At 67.7% G+C, this 15,904-nt stretch carries 14 protein-coding genes; 9 read left to right on the top strand and 5 right to left on the bottom strand.

The features are described 5' to 3' along the window. Positions 1-45: 45 nt before the first annotated feature. The gene (locus IE191_RS13370; RefSeq protein ID WP_191324870.1) at positions 46-1,434 is read left to right on the top strand and encodes a nicotinate phosphoribosyltransferase; all 1,389 of its coding nucleotides are present in this window, start codon (positions 46-48) and stop codon (positions 1,432-1,434) included. Here the strand turns inward: IE191_RS13370 and pncB are convergent. From pncB to tkt, 4 genes are all read right to left on the bottom strand, one after another. After that, positions 1,424-2,728 carry a nicotinate phosphoribosyltransferase gene (gene pncB, locus IE191_RS13365; protein WP_191324869.1) on the bottom strand — a complete coding sequence of 435 codons (1,305 nt, stop codon included), beginning with the start codon at positions 2,726-2,728 and terminating at the stop codon, positions 1,424-1,426. The genes IE191_RS13370 and pncB overlap by 11 nt on opposite strands. Positions 2,729-2,802: 74 nt before the next feature. Next, entirely contained in the window at positions 2,803-4,356 is a 1,554-nt protein-coding gene (locus IE191_RS13360; RefSeq protein WP_191324868.1) for an aldehyde dehydrogenase (NADP(+)), read from the bottom strand. A 150-nt stretch (positions 4,357-4,506) separates the two neighbouring features. Further along, positions 4,507-5,484 (bottom strand): phosphogluconate dehydrogenase (NAD(+)-dependent, decarboxylating), encoded by a 978-nt coding sequence (gnd, locus tag IE191_RS13355; protein WP_191324867.1) that lies wholly within the window; start codon positions 5,482-5,484, stop codon positions 4,507-4,509. Positions 5,485-5,545: 61 nt separating this feature from the next. Beyond that, positions 5,546-7,624 carry a transketolase gene (gene tkt / locus IE191_RS13350; protein WP_191324922.1) on the bottom strand — a complete coding sequence of 693 codons (2,079 nt, stop codon included), beginning with the start codon at positions 7,622-7,624 and terminating at the stop codon, positions 5,546-5,548. Positions 7,625-7,802: 178 nt separating this feature from the next. Here tkt and IE191_RS13345 point away from each other — a divergent pair, with 178 nt between their 5' ends. From IE191_RS13345 to maiA, 8 genes are all read left to right on the top strand, one after another. Then, positions 7,803-9,185 (top strand): glycoside hydrolase family 130 protein, encoded by a 1,383-nt coding sequence (locus IE191_RS13345; protein WP_191324866.1) that lies wholly within the window; start codon positions 7,803-7,805, stop codon positions 9,183-9,185. A gap of 52 nt (positions 9,186-9,237) precedes the next feature. Further along, positions 9,238-10,329, top strand: coding sequence for an HPP family protein (locus IE191_RS13340; RefSeq protein WP_229815354.1), 1,092 nt, complete (start codon positions 9,238-9,240; stop codon positions 10,327-10,329). A 58-nt stretch (positions 10,330-10,387) separates the two neighbouring features. Continuing rightward, a complete protein-coding gene (gene hutC / locus IE191_RS13335) occupies positions 10,388-11,122 on the top strand; it encodes a histidine utilization transcriptional repressor HutC (protein WP_191324865.1) in 735 nt (244 codons plus the stop codon). Between the two features lie 202 nt (positions 11,123-11,324). After that, positions 11,325-11,792: an Lrp/AsnC family transcriptional regulator gene (locus IE191_RS13330; RefSeq protein WP_191324864.1), complete on the top strand. Its 468-nt coding sequence runs from the start codon at positions 11,325-11,327 to the stop codon at positions 11,790-11,792. A gap of 154 nt (positions 11,793-11,946) precedes the next feature. Then, complete coding sequence (hppD, locus tag IE191_RS13325) at positions 11,947-13,053, top strand: 4-hydroxyphenylpyruvate dioxygenase (protein WP_191324920.1); 1,107 nt, start codon at positions 11,947-11,949, stop codon at positions 13,051-13,053. Further along, positions 13,053-13,607, top strand: coding sequence for a VOC family protein (locus IE191_RS13320; protein ID WP_191324863.1), 555 nt, complete (start codon positions 13,053-13,055; stop codon positions 13,605-13,607). The genes hppD and IE191_RS13320 overlap by 1 nt, the downstream gene beginning before the upstream one ends. After that, positions 13,604-14,899 (top strand): fumarylacetoacetase, encoded by a 1,296-nt coding sequence (gene fahA / locus IE191_RS13315; protein ID WP_191324862.1) that lies wholly within the window; start codon positions 13,604-13,606, stop codon positions 14,897-14,899. The genes IE191_RS13320 and fahA overlap by 4 nt, the downstream gene beginning before the upstream one ends. After that, a complete protein-coding gene (gene maiA, locus IE191_RS13310) occupies positions 14,890-15,543 on the top strand; it encodes a maleylacetoacetate isomerase (protein WP_191324861.1) in 654 nt (217 codons plus the stop codon). The genes fahA and maiA overlap by 10 nt, the downstream gene beginning before the upstream one ends. On the opposite strand, the gene IE191_RS13305 is transcribed toward maiA, so the two are convergent. Further along, positions 15,534-15,827 (bottom strand): hypothetical protein, encoded by a 294-nt coding sequence (locus IE191_RS13305; protein ID WP_191324860.1) that lies wholly within the window; start codon positions 15,825-15,827, stop codon positions 15,534-15,536. The genes maiA and IE191_RS13305 overlap by 10 nt on opposite strands. Positions 15,828-15,904: the final 77 nt, after the last annotated feature.

Below are 15,904 nucleotides of genomic sequence, written 5' to 3'. Positions count from 1 at the left end.
CTTGAGTCTTGCCGCAGGGCGCGCGGCGTGTGAGGGAGGGGGATCATGACCAATCCGATCCTGGCCACCGACAGCTACAAGCAGAGCCATTTCCGCCAATATCCGCCCGAAGCGGAGATGATCAGCGCCTATGTCGAGGCGCGGCCGGGCGGGGCCAGCGACCAGGTGCTGTTCCTGGGCCTGCAACCCTATCTGATCGACTATCTCGGACGGCCGGTGACGCGCGCCGATGTGGACGAGGCAGAGGCACTTTGCGCGGCGCATGGCGTGCCGTTCAACCGCGCCGGGTGGAGCACGATCGTGGCCGATCATGGCGGGCACCTGCCGTTGGAGATCCGCGCCTTGCCCGAAGGCATGGTGGTGCCCGCCGGCGTGCCGCTGGTGCAGGTGGAAAACACCGATCCGCGCATGCCCTGGCTGACCACTTTCGTGGAAACGGCGCTGCTGCGCGCGGTGTGGTATCCCAGCACGGTGGCGACGATGAGCTGGCAATGCCGCCAGGTGATCCTGGCCGGGCTGGAACGTACCAGCGACGATCCGCAAGGCCAGTTGCCGTTCAAACTGCACGATTTCGGCGCGCGCGGGGTGAGCAGTGCGGAAAGCGCCGGGCTGGGCGGGATGGCCCACCTCGTCAATTTCCAGGGCACCGACACGATGGAAGCGCTGCTGGCGGCGCGCCGCTATTACGATGCCGATATTGCCGGCTTCTCGATCCCCGCCGCCGAACACAGCACGATCACCAGTTGGGGCCGCGCGCGCGAGGCGGAGGCCTATCGCACGATGCTCGACGCTTTCGATGGCCAGGGGCGGCTGGTGGCGGTGGTGTCCGACAGCTATGACCTGGATGCGGCAGTGCGCGATATCTGGGGCGGCAGCTTGCGCGCGCAAGTGCTGGGCCGCCAGGGCACGCTGGTGGTGCGGCCCGACAGCGGCGACCCGATCGAAACGCCGCTGCGCACGATCGCCGCGCTGTGGGAGGCGTTTGGCGGCTCGGTCAATGCGAAGGGCTTTCGCGTGCTCGATCCGCACGTGCGGGTGATCCAGGGCGACGGGATGACGCTGGAGACCATCGGCCGCCTGATCGATCGGCTGGTCGAGACGGGCTTTGCCATCGACAACATCGCTTTCGGCATGGGCGCTGGGCTGCTCCAGAAAGTGAACCGCGACACCTTGCGCTTTGCCATGAAAGCCAATGCCATGCGCGACGCCGACGGGGTGTGGCACGATGTGTTCAAAAGCCCCGCGACCGATCCAGCCAAGGCGAGCAAGGCCGGGCGCCAGGCCGTGGTCTTGCGCGATGGCGCCATGGTCGCCGCGCGGCGCGATACGGTGGCGGCAGACGAAGACCTGATGCGGCCGGTATGGCGCAATGGCCAGATGCTGGTGCGCCACACCTTTGCACAGGTGCGCGCGCGGGCGGCGGCTAGACCGTGACTGGCGCCGGGGCCAGCCCTTCGCGGCCGAATACGCGCAAGTAGCGGGCGATTTCGGCCGGGTCGCCGGTGGCCTTGGCCGGATTGTCCGACAGCTTGACCGCCGGGTGGCCATTGGCGCTGGTGACTTTGCAGACCAGCGAGATTGGTTCGAGCGCGCTATCGCCATCGGGCGCGCAATCGCGGAAATCGTTGGTCAGGTTGGTGCCCCAGCCAAAGCTGAGCCGCACGCGGCCGTGGAAGTGGTGATAGGTCCGCTCGATCGAATCCACGTCCATGCCATCGGAAAAGATCAGCAGGCGCTGGCGCGGATCGACGCCATGGGCCTGCCACCACGCGATGATCTGTTCCCCGGCGGGGATCGGCGGGGCGCTGTCGGGGCGGAAGCCGGTCCAGCCCGCCAGCCAATCGGGGGCATTGCGCAGGAACGCGGCGGTGCCGAATGCGTCGGGCAGGGCAATCAGCAGGTTGCCGTTGTAGTGCTGGCGCCATTCCTCCAGCACGCGATAGGGCGCAGCGGCCAGTTCGGCATCATTGCGGGAAAGCGCGGCGGCCACCATCGGCAATTCATGGGCATTGGTGCCGATCGCTTCCAGATCGGCGTCCATCGCCAGCAGCACGTTGGACGTGCCGATGAAGCGATCGCCCAGCCCTTCCTTCAGCGCCTCCACGCACCAGCGCTGCCACAGGAAGCCATGGCGGCGGCGCGTGCCGAAATCCGACAGCACCAGATCGGGCAGGGCGCGCAGCCGCTCCACCTTGTTCCACAGCTTGGCCTTGGCGCGGGCGAACGTGACATCGAGCGCGAACTTGCCCTTGTCGCGCAGCGCGGCGCGCGAGCGCAGTTCGTTGATGATTGCGAGGGCCGGGATTTCCCACATCGTGGTGTGAGTCCAGGGGCCGGCGAAATGCAGTTCGTATTGCCCGTCGCGGCGGTGCAACTCGTATTCGGGCAGGCGGAAATCGGCGAGCCAGGCCAGGAAATCGGGGCCAAACATCTGCTGGCGCCCATAAAAGCTGTTGCCGGCCAGCCAGATCAGCTCTTTCTTGGTAAAGCGCACGGTGCGCGCGTGATCGAGCTGCGCGCGCAGTTCGGCTTCGTCGATCACATCGGCCAGGCGCACGCTGGTGGTGCGGTTGATCAGCGAAAAGGTGGTCGCAACATCCGGGTGCACATGCCGGATCATCTGCAACATCAACAGCTTGTAGAAATCCGTGTCGAGCAGGCTGCGCACGATCGGATCGAGCCGGAAATTGTGATCATACGTGCGCCGGGCGATGTCGGTAAACGTCATGCCCCGTCCATACGCCATTGTTCGCGAATGGAAAGATGCGCCCGCCGGCAGGAGAGCCGGCGGGCGCGCGGGTGTCAGGCAAAAGTCTGGCGCGGCAGGCCTTGCGGATTGGCGGCCTGGAGCGCTTGCGGCAACAGCGCGTCGGGCAGCGCCTGATAGCAGACCGGGCGCAGGAAGCGGTGGATCGCCATCGCCCCGACTGAGGTGGAGCGCCCGTCGCTGGTGGCGGGGAACGGCCCGCCATGGACCATCGAGCGGCTCACTTCCACGCCGGTGGGCCAGCCATTGGCGAGGATGCGGCCAACCTTGCGTTCCAGCACCGGGATCAGCGGCGCGGCCAGGGCATGGTCGGCGTCCGTGATATGCAGCGTGGCGGTGAGTTGGCCTTCCAGCCCTTCGAGCAGCGCGGCGATTTCGTCCGTGCTCTTGGCCCGCACGACCAGTGAGGAGGGGCCGAAGACTTCTTCGGTCAGCGCCGGGTTGGCCAGCAGATGCGCGGCATCGACGGTGAGCAGGCGCGCGGCGCCGCTCTGCGCGTTGCCGTCAGGCCCGGCGGCGACGATCGACACGCCTTCGCCCGCCGTAAGGGTTGCGATACCCTTGGCATAGGCGGCGGCAATCGCGCCGGTCAGCATCACCTGCGGCGCCACGCCCGCCAGCGCCTGCGCGGCAGCGGCGAGGAAGCGATCGAGATCGGGGCTGTCGAGCGCGATGACCAGGCCCGGATTGGTGCAGAACTGCCCGGCGAACAGGCTGAGCGAGCCGACATAGGCCTTGCCCAGGTCTTCCGCGCGGTCTGCCAGGGCGCCGGGGAACAGCAGCACCGGGTTGATCGACGACATTTCGGCATAGACCGGGATCGGTTCGGGCCGGGCGGCGGCCACGGCCATCAGCGCCACGCCACCCCGGCGCGACCCAGTGAAGCCGACCGCCTTGATCGCCGGATCGGCCACCAGCGCGGTGCCGATGTCGTTGCCCGGCCCCTGGACCAGGCTGAACACGCCGCCGGGCAGGCCGCACTGGGCCACCGCTTCGGCAATCGCTTCACCGGCCAGGCGCGAGGTGCCGGGGTGCGCGGGATGCGCCTTGACCACCACCGGGCAGCCGGCGGCGAGGGCCGAGGCGGTGTCGCCGCCCGCAACGCTGAACGCGAGGGGGAAGTTGGAAGCACCGAACACGGCCACCGGCCCGAGCGGGATGGTGCGCGAGGCCAGTGCCGGGCGGGGCAGCGGCTGGCGATCGGGCAGCGCCGCCTCGATCACTGCGCCGGCCCAGGCGCCTTCGCGCACGACCGTGGCGAACAGGCGGAGTTGGCCGGTGGTGCGGCCCAGTTCGCCGGCAAGGCGGCCCTGCGGCAGGCCGGTTTCCAGCATGGCGCGCGCGATGATCGCCTCGGCACGGGCTTCGAGCGCGGTGGCGATGGCTTCCAGAAACGCGGCGCGCGCTGCGGGCGTGGTTTCGCGATAGGCGTCGAACGCGGCGGCGGCGAGAGCGCAGGCCTGGGCGATATCGCCCTGCGGGGTGATCGAGAACGCGCCGTCGAGCGGCTGGCCGGTGGCGGCTTCGATCCCGCCGAAGGTTTCGCTGCTGGTGCGGTTTTCGCCGCCGATCAGATAGGCACCGTTCATGGGCGCATGCTCCTTTGCCGTTGCGCGCGGATCCCCGCGCGGGTGTGGCCTGCCAGATAGGAAATTGCCGGTGGTTGCGCTATCATCAATATCGCGCTCCGGCGATAAAACACGTTGAGCGCGTTTTCCCGCCGGAGAATTCGGGGCAGCTTACTTGCCTTCCACGTGGCCGCCAAAGCCAAAGCGCATGGCCGAAAGCACCTTGTCGCCAAACGTGGTTTCGCTGCGGCTGCGATAGCGGGCATAGAGCGCGGCAGACAGCACATAGGCCGGCACGGCTTCTTCCATCGCGGCTTCCACCGTCCAGCGGCCTTCGCCCGAATCCGCCACGTTGCCGGCAAAGCCATCGAGCGCATGGTCGCGGGCGAGCGCCTCGGCGGTCAGGTCCAGCAGCCACGACGAGACGACGCTGCCCCGGCGCCATGCCTCGGCAATGTCGGGCAGGTTGAGATCGAAGCGTTCGTCTTCGGGCAGCTTGTCCGACGCCTTGCTTTTGAGGATATCAAACCCTTCGGCAAAGGCGGCCATCATGCCGTATTCGATGCCGTTGTGGACCATCTTCACGAAGTGGCCCGCACCGGCCGGGCCGGCGTGGATATAGCCCTTTTCCGGGCGCGGATCGGCATCGGCGGCGCGGTCTGCGGTGCGCTCGATCGTGCCGAGACCCGGAGCCAGGGCATCGAGGATGGGATCGATCGTCGCCACGGCATCGTCCGGCCCGCCGACCATCATGCTGAAGCCACGGTCAAGGCCCCAGACCCCGCCCGAAGTGCCGACATCGACATAGGCGATGTCCTTGGCCGCCAAGGCCTTGGCACGGCGGATATCGTCCTTGTAGAACGAGTTGCCGCCGTCGATCACGATATCGCCCGGTGCGGCCAGATCGGCCAGCCTGGCAATCGTCGTCTCGGTGATCTCGCCCGCCGGCAGCATGACCCAGAACACCTTCTGGCCCGTGAACCTGCTGGCAGCCTCTTCCAGCGAGCCGGCGCCCATCCCGCCTTGTTCCACCAGCCTGGCCACGGCCTCTTCCGACACATCATAGGCAATCACGTCATGGCCGGCCCGCATCAGGCGGCGGGCGATCCCGGCGCCCATGCGGCCGAGGCCGATGATGGCAACACGCATCTGGGTTATCTCCTGTCGATCTTGTCTGTCCGGCCGCGATCCGGCCTTGGGGCAACGGTGTTCAGCGGCTTTTCGCGAGTGCCTCGTGCGCCAGCTTGATCACGTTGTCACGGGTGAAGCCAAACTTTTCCTGAAGTTTGGCGAGCGGTGCCGATGCCCCGAACGTGGACATGGTCACCGTGGCGCCGTCGAGGCCGACATAGCGGTCCCAACCCAGCGATCCGCCCTGTTCCACCGCGATGCGGGCACGCACGCTGCGCGGCAGCACGCTTTCACGATAGGCCGCATCCTGCAATTCGAAGCGGTGCCAGCTTGGCATCGAAACGACGCGGGCGCGTATGCCCTGTGCCGCAAGATCGCGCCAAGCCTCCACCACCAAAGGCAATTCCGAGCCGGTGCCGATCAGGATAAGCTCCGGCGTGCCCTCGCAATCGCCCAGCACATAGGCGCCGCGCGCGACGCCTTGCGCCGATGCCAGCTCGGCCCGGTCAAGCGTGGGGATGGCCTGGCGGGAGAGGATCAGGGCGGTGGGCGTGTGGGTGCTTTCCAGTGCCAGGCGCCAGGCCACCGCCACTTCGTTGGCATCGCCGGGGCGGATCGTGTCGAGGCCGGGAATGGCGCGCAGCGTGGCGAGGTGCTCGATCGGCTGATGCGTCGGCCCGTCTTCGCCCACCCCGATCGAATCGTGCGTGAACACGAAGATCGTGGGTAGTTCCATGATCGCGGCAAGGCGGATTGGCGCGCGCATATAGTCGGCAAAGACCAGGAACGTGGCGGTGTAGGGGCGCAGATAGGACAGCGCCAGGCCATTGGCGATCGCGCCCATGGCATGTTCGCGCACGCCGAAATGCAGGTTGCGCCCGCTACGCTCGCCTGGTCCGAATGATGGCGCACCGGTGATCTCGGTCTTGGTCGAAGGCGAAAGGTCGGCCGCCCCGCCGATCAGGCTGGGCAGGTGCGGCGCCACGGCGTTGAGCACTTTGCCGCCCGCCTCGCGCGAGGCCAGACCCTTGGCATCGGGCGCGAAGGTGGGCAGCGCATCCTGCCAGCCCTGCGGGAGGTGGCCGCTGCGCAACTGATCCAGTTCCGCAGCCAGGGTGGGGTAGACGGCACGATAGCGCGCCAGCAGCGCCTCCCAGGCTTCGCGCAAGGGGCGGCCCCGCGTGGCGACCGCCTGCGAAAAGGCCTCCTTCACGCCGTCGGGCACGTAGAAGCTCTTGTCCTGCGGCCAGCCATAGGCTTGCTTGGTGGCGCGCACGCCGTCTTCGCCCAGCGGCTCGCCGTGGGCCTTGGCGCTGCCGGCGCGGGGGCTGCCCCAGCCGATGACGGAGCGCACCACGATCAGCGTGGGCTTGTCGGTGGTGGCGCGGAAGCGGTCGAAGGCGGTGCGCAGCGCGGCAAGGTCGTTGGCATCGTCCACGTGCAGCACCTGCCAGCCATAGGCCTGGAACCGTGCGCCGACATCCTCGGTAAAGGCGATCTGGGTCGAGCCTTCGATCGAGATCGTGTTGCTGTCATAGATCCAGCACAGGTTCGACAGCGCGAGGTGCCCGGCGAGCGAGGCCGCTTCGCCGGAAATGCCCTCCATCATGTCGCCATCGCCGCACAGCGCATAGACGGCGTGATCGAACAGCGGGAAACCGTCGCGGTTGAAGTGGGCGGCCAGGGCCTGCTCTGCCATGGCCATGCCCACCGCGTTGGCCACGCCCTGCCCAAGCGGGCCGGTGGTGGTCTCCACCCCGGTGGTCATGCGATATTCGGGGTGGCCCGGAGTCTTGCTGCCAAGCTGGCGGAACTGCTCGATATCAGCCAGGCTGACCGCCGGCTGCCCGGTCTTGCGGCCATCGGCGTCGATTTCCTCCACCCCGGCCAGGTGCAGCACGGCATAGAGCAGCATCGAGGCATGGCCCACCGACAGCACGAAGCGATCGCGGTTGGGCCAATCCGGGCAGGCGGGATCGGTGCGCAAGACATCGTGCCACAGGGCATAGGCGACCGGTGCCAGCGCCATCGGCGTGCCGGGGTGGCCCGAGTTGGCCTTTTGCACGGCGTCCATCGCCAGGGTGCGGATGGTGTCGATCGCCAGGCGCTGTTGGTCGGCGGGGGGCTGATCGGCGGCGGGGGCATCATGGTGGGGCATGAACTGGCTTTCGATGGCGCGGCGCGGGGAGGAGGATTGTGCGAGAAGCAACGGACGAGGCCCGGCGCGGTTTCGCCCGGATCGCCGGGGCGAGCCTTTTTTGCCTTTTTGTGCAGGAGCCTTAGCCACCCCAGCGGCGTTTGGTGCGGCATGGCTTCACGCCGAAAGGATGCCCCAGATGTCTGATGCCGAGCCCCGTTCCTCGCACCACCCTGCCGACGCCACGGATGCAGACGCCCTGCGCGCCCGCGTGGATGCCGCCGTGCTGCCGCCGCCGATCGTGGAATTCTGGCGCCGCGCGCATGTGCAGCTCAAGCCCGATGCGACCCGCACGGTGCTGCGCCCGTTCGACCTGTCCTATCCCGAAGGCTATGCCACCGAGCCGGGGGAGCGGGTGCGGGCGATCGTGGCGCGGGTCGCCGCGCTGGACGACGATGGCGTGACCCAGGCGCTGGCCTACATGAAGGAACTGCTCGACGCGCGGCATCGCGACGTGGTGGCCACGGTGGAGCGGCGCGCAGCCGAAATCGCCACGATCGCGCCCGACGCCGCGCGGCTGGGCCTCGATCGCCGCATGTTGGTGGGCGGCATGTTCCTTCAGGAATATGCGTTCGAGGCGGCGGCGCTGTTCAATCCCTCGATCGTGCCGGCGCCCGACCAGGCCGATGCGCCGGCCGGGGGCATGCGCTTCATCTGCGCCCTGCGCGGCATTGGCGAGGGCCATGTCTCGTCGATCACGTTCCGCACCGGCTGCTGGGACGGGGACGCCGGCGTCACGATCGATCCGCCGGCCGGGCTCGCCGCTTCTCCGCGCATCGACATGCAGGATGAAGATGGCAACGCCCTGCGCCTGCACTTCGATGCCGCGCAGGACGTGTCGGAAGCCGTGCTGTTTCCGATGACCGCCGCCCAGGCGCGCGGGCTGGAAGACTTGCGCCTGGTGCAGTTCACGCAGGACGATGGCGCCCAGTGCTACCACGGCACGTTCACCGCCTTCGATGGCGTGACCGGGCGGGCGCAGATGCTCTCCACCCACGATTTCCGCCGCTTTGATATCCGCACTCTCACCGGGCGGGTGGCGGTGAACAAGGGCATGGCCCTGTTTCCGCGCAAAGTGGGCGGCCGCTACGCCATGATCGGACGGCAGGACAACGAGAACCTCTGGCTCATGCGGTCTGACAGCCTGTGGCACTGGGACGAGGCGGAGAAGATCGTCTGCCCGCGCCACGTCTGGGAATTCGTGCAGATGGGCAACTGCGGATCGCCGATAGAGATCGACGAGGGCTGGCTGGTGATGACCCACGGCGTTGGCCCCGTGCGCAACTACACGATCGGCGCCGTGCTGCTCGATCGCGACGATCCCGCGCGCGTGCTCGCCCGCGCCACGCTGCCGCTGCTGCGTCCCGGCCCGGAACAGCGCGACGGCTATGTGCCCAATGTGGTCTATAGCTGCGGCAGCCTGGCGTTGGGGCGCCGCCTTCTGGTGCCCTATGGCATTGCCGACAATTTCGCGAGCTTCGTCAGTGGCGATCTCGACCGGCTGCTCGCGCACCTTGGTTGACGCGCGGCTCGCGGCGGGGCAGGGCCGTGGGGCTGCCGGTGAGAGGATGGGGATGATCGAGCGTTTGCGCGGGGTGGCCGCCTGGGCCGGGGTGCAGCCGCGCCCAGCGATGGGGCGCATGGTCCATGCCTTCATCGGGGCAGTGTTCGGCATTTTCATGACCGGGTTCGTCATGCATCGCTGGGCGGCGGGGCAGCCGGTTTCGGTGCCGCTGCTGGTGGCGCCGATGGGCGCATCGGCCGTGCTGCTGTTCGGCGTTCCGGCCAGCCCATTGGCGCAGCCCTGGGCAATCATCGGCGGCAACACCGTTTCGGCGCTGTGCGGCGTATTCTGGATGCGGGTGCTGGGTGACCCGGCCTATGCCGCCGGGCTGGCCGTGGCCAGCGCGATCGTGATGATGAGCCTGCTGCGCTGCCTGCATCCGCCAGGCGGGGCCGTGGCCTTGACGGCGGTGATCGGCGGCCCGGCGATCGTGGCGGCAGGCTGGAGCTTTGCAGTGATGCCGGTGGCGCTCAACTGCCTGCTGCTGGTGGGCGCGGGTTGGCTCTACAACGCCGCCAGCCGGGGCAATTATCCGCACCACGCCAAGCATTTCACCGCGCCGGCCACGGCCCCGGCGGCAGGCTATACCATCGCCGATCTGGAAGCGGTGCTGGCACAATATGACGAACTGCTCGACGTGAGCAGCGAAGACCTCGACACGCTGTTCCGCCAGGTGGAAGGACGCGCCTATCGCCGCTTGCACGGGGTGATCCGCTGCGGCCAGATCATGCGCACCGATGCCACCACGATCGCGCCCGAGGCCACGCTGGACGAGGCGCGCCAGGCGCTCGCCGTTCATGGTGAAAGCCTGCCGGTGGTGGACGCCGATGGCCATGTCGAGGGCCTGCTGCGGGCCGATCGCCTGGCCCTGGCCGATGGCACGCCGGCCACGGTGGCCACGGTGATGGATGGCTCCCCCTGCCTGGCAGCGGCCGACACGGCGATCGACGAACTGCTGCCTATCCTTTCGGGCGGACTCTATCGCGAGGCGGTGGTGGTCGATGGCCAGGGGCAGTTCCTGGGCCTGATTGCCCAGACCGACTTGCTTGCCGCCTTGTGGCGCGGGCACATTGCCGAACAGATTGCGCACCATGCGGGGTGATGCGGCGCCTGTTGCGCGCGCTTGACAGGATTGCCCCCGCGCCCGCAGTGCTGGGGCAATGACCGCATCGCACGATCCATCGCCGCCCGCCCTGCCGATGCACGAGCGCATCCGCCAGGACATCGAGGGGCGCATCCTGTTTGGCGAACTGCGCCCTGGGGAGCGCATCCCGTCGGAACTGGAACTGATGGCGCATTACGGCTGTTCGCGGATGACAGTGAACAAGGCGCTGTCGCGGCTGGCCGCCAGTGGCTTGCTCGACCGGCGCAAGCGGGCGGGCACGTTCGTGGCGCGGCCGCGCACGGTGTCGATGGTGCTCGACATTCCCGATCTGGCACAGGAAGTGCAGGGGCGCGGGCAGGCCTATGGCTTTCGCCTGCTGGCGCGGCAGGTGGGTGACACGGCCAGCGATGCCGAGGCAGCGGTCGAGCTGGGCCAGGTTGGTCCAATCCTGCGCCTGTCCGGCCTGCATCTGGCCGATGGTGCGCCGCTGGCCCTGGAAGAGCGCGTGATCAACCTGGCGCTGGTGCCCGGCATTGCCGATGTCGATTTCACCGCCGATCCGCCGGGGGGGTGGCTTTTGCGGCACATTCCCTGGACGGAGGCGGAAAACCGCATCGGCGCGGTGGCCGCCAGCCGCGTGCAGGCCCGCGCGCTTGGCGTTGCGGCGGGCGCCGCCTGCCTCGAAGTGGCGCGGCACACCTGGCGTGGAGCTGACAGCGTGACGTTCGTGCGCCAGGTCTTCGTGGCCGGTGCCTATGAACTGGTCGCGCGGTTTGGACCGGCGCGGTAGCGGTTGGTGACGTCGTCGGAATTTTCCCACTCGTCACCCCGGACTTGGTCCGGGGGCCAGCCGTCCCCCTGTCCCGCCCAACCGGCTCATGCTCGCAACTGGGGAGAGGGCTTCAAGCTGGACCCCGGATCAAGTCCGGGGTGACGAAGGGGAATACTGGCGAAGAGTTGCATATCCTGCGCTTTTGCCGCAAGTTTCACGCATGGATCGTACGGACCTTCGCATACTCGCGCATCTTCAGGCCGATGCGTCGGCCAGCCACGCCGATCTGGCAGAGGCGGTGCACTTGTCCCCTTCGCAGTGTTCGCGCCGGATTGCGCGGCTGCGCGAGACCGGGGTGATCCGCGGCCAGGTGGCCCTGCTTGACGAAGCGGCGCTGGGCCTGGGGGTGGAAGCCTATGTCACCGTGACGATGGCCTCTTATGCGCGCGAGGTGGTCGGCGGCTTTCACGAGCGCATTGCCGGACTGCCGGCGGTGGTCGATTGCTGCGCCCTGACCGGAGACGCCGATTACCTGCTGCGCATCGTCGCGGTCGATCTCGCCGCGTTCACCCGCATGCTCAATGACGAAATCCTGGGCCATGGCGACGTGGCCAGCCTGCGCTCCTCGATCGTGCTCGACCGGATCAAGCGCACTACGGCCCTGCCATTGCCAGCGCCGCATGGTTGACGCGCCAATGGCGTTTTTCGTGCAACAGTGACGTGGAAATAGGGGCTTTTCGCCCAAACTTCGCGCGGATCGTGCATCGTCTTTGCGCTAGACTGCGGCCATGAAGTCGGCCGGAAAGAAGGCCGGCACCCGTGCTGCTGGAGAGACACGCGCCATGGCCGCATCGACCGATCTGTTTGACAATCCTCTGGGCCTGGATGGCTTTGAATTCATCGAGTTCGCCAGCGCCGAGCGCGGCAGCCTGGGGCCGGTGTTCGCGCGCATGGGGTTCACCCATATCGCCAACCATCGCAGCAAGGATGTGGAGCTGTGGCGCCAGGGCGGCATCAACCTGATCGCCAATTACCAGCCCGCGTGCCCGGCGGCCTGGTTCGCCGCCGAGCATGGCCCTTCGGCCTGCGGCATGGGCTGGCGCGTGCATGATGCAGCCAAGGCCTATGCCGCCGCGCTGGAGCGTGGGGCCGAGCCGGTCGACGTGAAGACCGGGCCGATGGAACTGCGTATTCCCGCCATTCGCGGCATCGGCGGATCGATCATCTATCTGGTCGATCGCTATCACGGCGGGCAGTTTGGTGACCTGTCGATCTACGACATCGATTTCGTCTACCTCCCCGGCGTGGACCGCCAGCCCAAGGGCGCGGGGTTCCACACCATCGATCACCTGACGCACAACGTCTATGGCGGGCGCATGGCGCATTGGGCCAGCTTCTACGAGCGTGTGTTCGGCTTCCGCGAGATCCGCTATTTCGACATCAAGGGCGAATATACCGGCCTCACCAGCCGGGCGATGACCGCGCCCGATGGCAAGATCCGCATCCCGCTCAACGAGGAATCGCAGAAGGGCGGCGGCCAGATCGAGGAATTCCTGCGTGCCTACAATGGCGAGGGCATCCAGCACATCGCCTTTGCCTGTGATGACCTGATCGCCGGGTGGGACACGCTCAAGGCCAGCGGCACCCCGTTCATGAGCGCGCCGCCTGCCACCTATTACGAAATGCTGGAAGAACGCCTGCCCGGCCATGGCGAGCCGGTGGACGAACTGCAACAGCGCGGCATCCTGCTCGATGGATCGACCGTGGAAGGCGATCCGCGCCTGCTGCTCCAGATCTTTTCGGAAACGCAGATCGGCCCTGTGTTCTTTGAATTCATCCAGCGCAAGAAGGATGAAGGCTTTGGCGAAGGCAATTTCACCGCCCTGTTCGAGAGCATGGAGCGTGACCAGCTTCGCCGGGGCGTGCTGAAAGTGGGGGAGGACGCCTGATGGCAATGGCAACCACCGCGCCGCTGCTGGGCGGGGTGCACCATGTGGCCTATCGCTGCAAGGACGCGAAGGAAACCGTGGAATGGTATGGCCGCGTGCTGGGCATGGCCTATACCACGGCCTTTGCCGAGGATCATGTGCCCTCCACCGGGGCGTTCGATCCCTACATGCACGTGTTCCTCGATGCCGGGGGCGGCAACGTGCTGGCGTTTTTCGAGCTGCCCAACCAGCCTGAGATGGGCCGCGATCCGGCAACGCCGGCCTGGGTGCAGCACCTGGCGTTCAAGGTGGCCGACGAAGCCGCGCTGCTGAGCGCCAAGGCCCATATCGAGGCGCAGGGCATCGACGTGCTTGGCCCCACCTGGCACGGCCTGTTCAAGTCGATCTATTTCTTCGATCCCAATGGCCACCGGCTGGAACTGGCCTGCGACATCGGCACCAGCGAGCAGGTGGAGCAGGCGCGTGCCGTGGCCCCGGCGATGCTGGAGGAATGGGCGCAGACCCGCCGCGCCCCACGCCATGCCGCCTGGCTGCATAAGGAGCCGCAGGCGTGATCGACCATACCCACGACCCGCGCGCGCAAAGCTGGGTGGAAGGCGCCGCCGGCCATGCCGATTTCCCGGTACAGAACCTGCCGCTCGGCGTGTTTTCGCGGGGCGATGGGGCGCGGCGCATCGCCACCGCGATCGGTGACCATGTGCTCGATCTGGCGGGGCTGGCAGAGGATGGCGCCTTGCCGCAGGGGCTGTCTGCCGCGCTGGCGCAGCCCACGCTCAACGCGCTGTTCCGCCTGCCCGAGGCAGACCGCATCGCGCTGCGCCACGCGCTGTTCGCGCTGCTGTCGAGCGAACGCTGCCGGTTGAAAGTGACGCCGCACCTGCATGCCAGCGACGCTGTCACGCTGCACTTGTCCTTCGCGATCGGCGATTACACCGATTTCTATGTCGGCATCCATCATGCCACGGCGATCGGCAAGCTGTTCCGGCCGGACAATCCGCTGCTGCCCAACTACAAGCATGTGCCGATCGGCTATCATGGCCGCGCCTCGTCCGTGCGGGTTTCGGGAACACCGGTCACGCGGCCGTGGGGCCAGCTCAAGGCGCCCGATGCCGCCGCGCCCGAGCATGCGCCGTGCCGGCGGCTGGACCATGAGCTGGAACTCGGGCTGTGGATCGCTGGCGACAACGACCTGGGCCAGCCGGTGCCGATTGCCGATGCGTGGAGCCGGATCGGCGGGCTGTGCCTGCTCAACGACTGGTCCGCGCGCGATATCCAGGCCTGGGAATATCAGCCGCTCGGGCCGTTCCTGGCCAAGAACTTTGCCACCACGGTCTCGCCCTGGGTGATCACGGCGCAGGCGCTCGCCCCGTTCCGCCTTGCGCCGCCGCAGCGTCCGGATGGCGATCCGGCGCCCATGCCCTATTTGCGCGAAAGCGGTGACGGCGCGCTGGCAATCACGCTGGAAACCACGCTGCGCACCGCCGCGATGCGCGAGGCCGGCCTGCCACCCCATCGCCTGAGCCATGGCAACGCGCGCGAGGCGATGTATTGGACGGCGGCGCAGATCGTGGCCCACCACGCCAGCAACGGCTGCGATCTGCATGCCGGTGACCTGCTCGGCACCGGCACGCTGTCTGGCCCCACGCCGGAAAGCGCGGGCAGCCTGATGGAACTGAGCCAGGGGGGCAAGGCGCCAATCACGCTGCCGGGCGGGGAAACCCGCACGTTCCTGGCCGATGGCGACGAACTGGCGCTGCATGCCCGTGCCGAGCGCGAAGGCTTTGCCAGCATCGGCTTTGGCCCCTGTTTGGGCCGTATCGCGCCCGCGCGGCCGGAATGGGCCTGACCCTTCACGGCTATTGGCGCTCCGGCGCCGCGTGGCGGGTGCGGATCGCGCTGGCGCTGAAGGGGCTGGCCCATGATGCGTGCTCGCACGACTTGCGCAGCGGGGCACAGCGCGATGCCGACTATCGCCGGCTCAACCCGCAGGGCCTGGTGCCCGCGCTCGATCCGGGCATGGCGGGAGAGGCGCCGCTGACCCAGTCGCTGGCGATCATCGAGTGGCTGGAGGAAACCCACCCGGCGCCCGCGCTGCTGCCTGGCGACGCGCTGGGCCGTGCGCGGGTGCGGGCCATGGCGCAGGTGATCGCCTGTGACGTCCACCCCTTGGGCAACCTGCGCGTGCTCCAGGCGCTGAAAGGCGATCTTGGTGCGGACGACGCGCAGGTCCACGCCTGGCTGGCACGCTGGATGGGGGAGGGGCTGGCCGCGCTCGAAACCATGGTGGCGCGCTGGGGCCAAGGCTTTGCCTATGGCGATGCACCGGGGCTGGTGGAATGCTGCCTCGTCCCGCAACTCTATGCCGCGCGCCGCTTTGGCGTGGGCCTGGAGGCCTGGCCGCGCCTGGTCGAGATCGATGCGCGCTGCGCGATGTTGTCGGCTTTTGCGGCCGCCCATCCGGCAGCGCAAGCCGATGCGGATCAGGCGTAGTCGTCGGCCGGGGGAGCCGCATCGGGCACGGCCAGGGGGAACGGGAATCGCCCATCCTGCACGGTCTGTTCCAGCGCGCTGGCATCGAGGACCAGGCCTTTTTCGGTGACGATGCGAAAGCTGCGGCGGGTGTCCAGGTTCCAGCGCAGCATCAGCCGGACGATCTTGGCCAGCGGTTCTGGCCTGACACTTTCCACTCTTTCGAATGGCTTGGGATCGCGATCGGCTTCGCCGGTCGAAGCGGACCATTCCAGCCAGGCACGTTGCGTCCAGTCAATCATCATGACTGCCCCCGTGTTATTGCGGTGCCAAATGAAACTTTCTGCGCGGCAAAATAAATGGTCCCGTCGCAAAGCTTAGT

This window comes from Novosphingobium pokkalii (assembly GCF_014652855.1).
GTDB lineage: Bacteria > Pseudomonadota > Alphaproteobacteria > Sphingomonadales > Sphingomonadaceae > Novosphingobium > Novosphingobium pokkalii.
The sequence above is the reverse complement of the archived record's forward strand: the minus strand, read 5'-3'. Positions and strand labels throughout refer to the sequence as shown.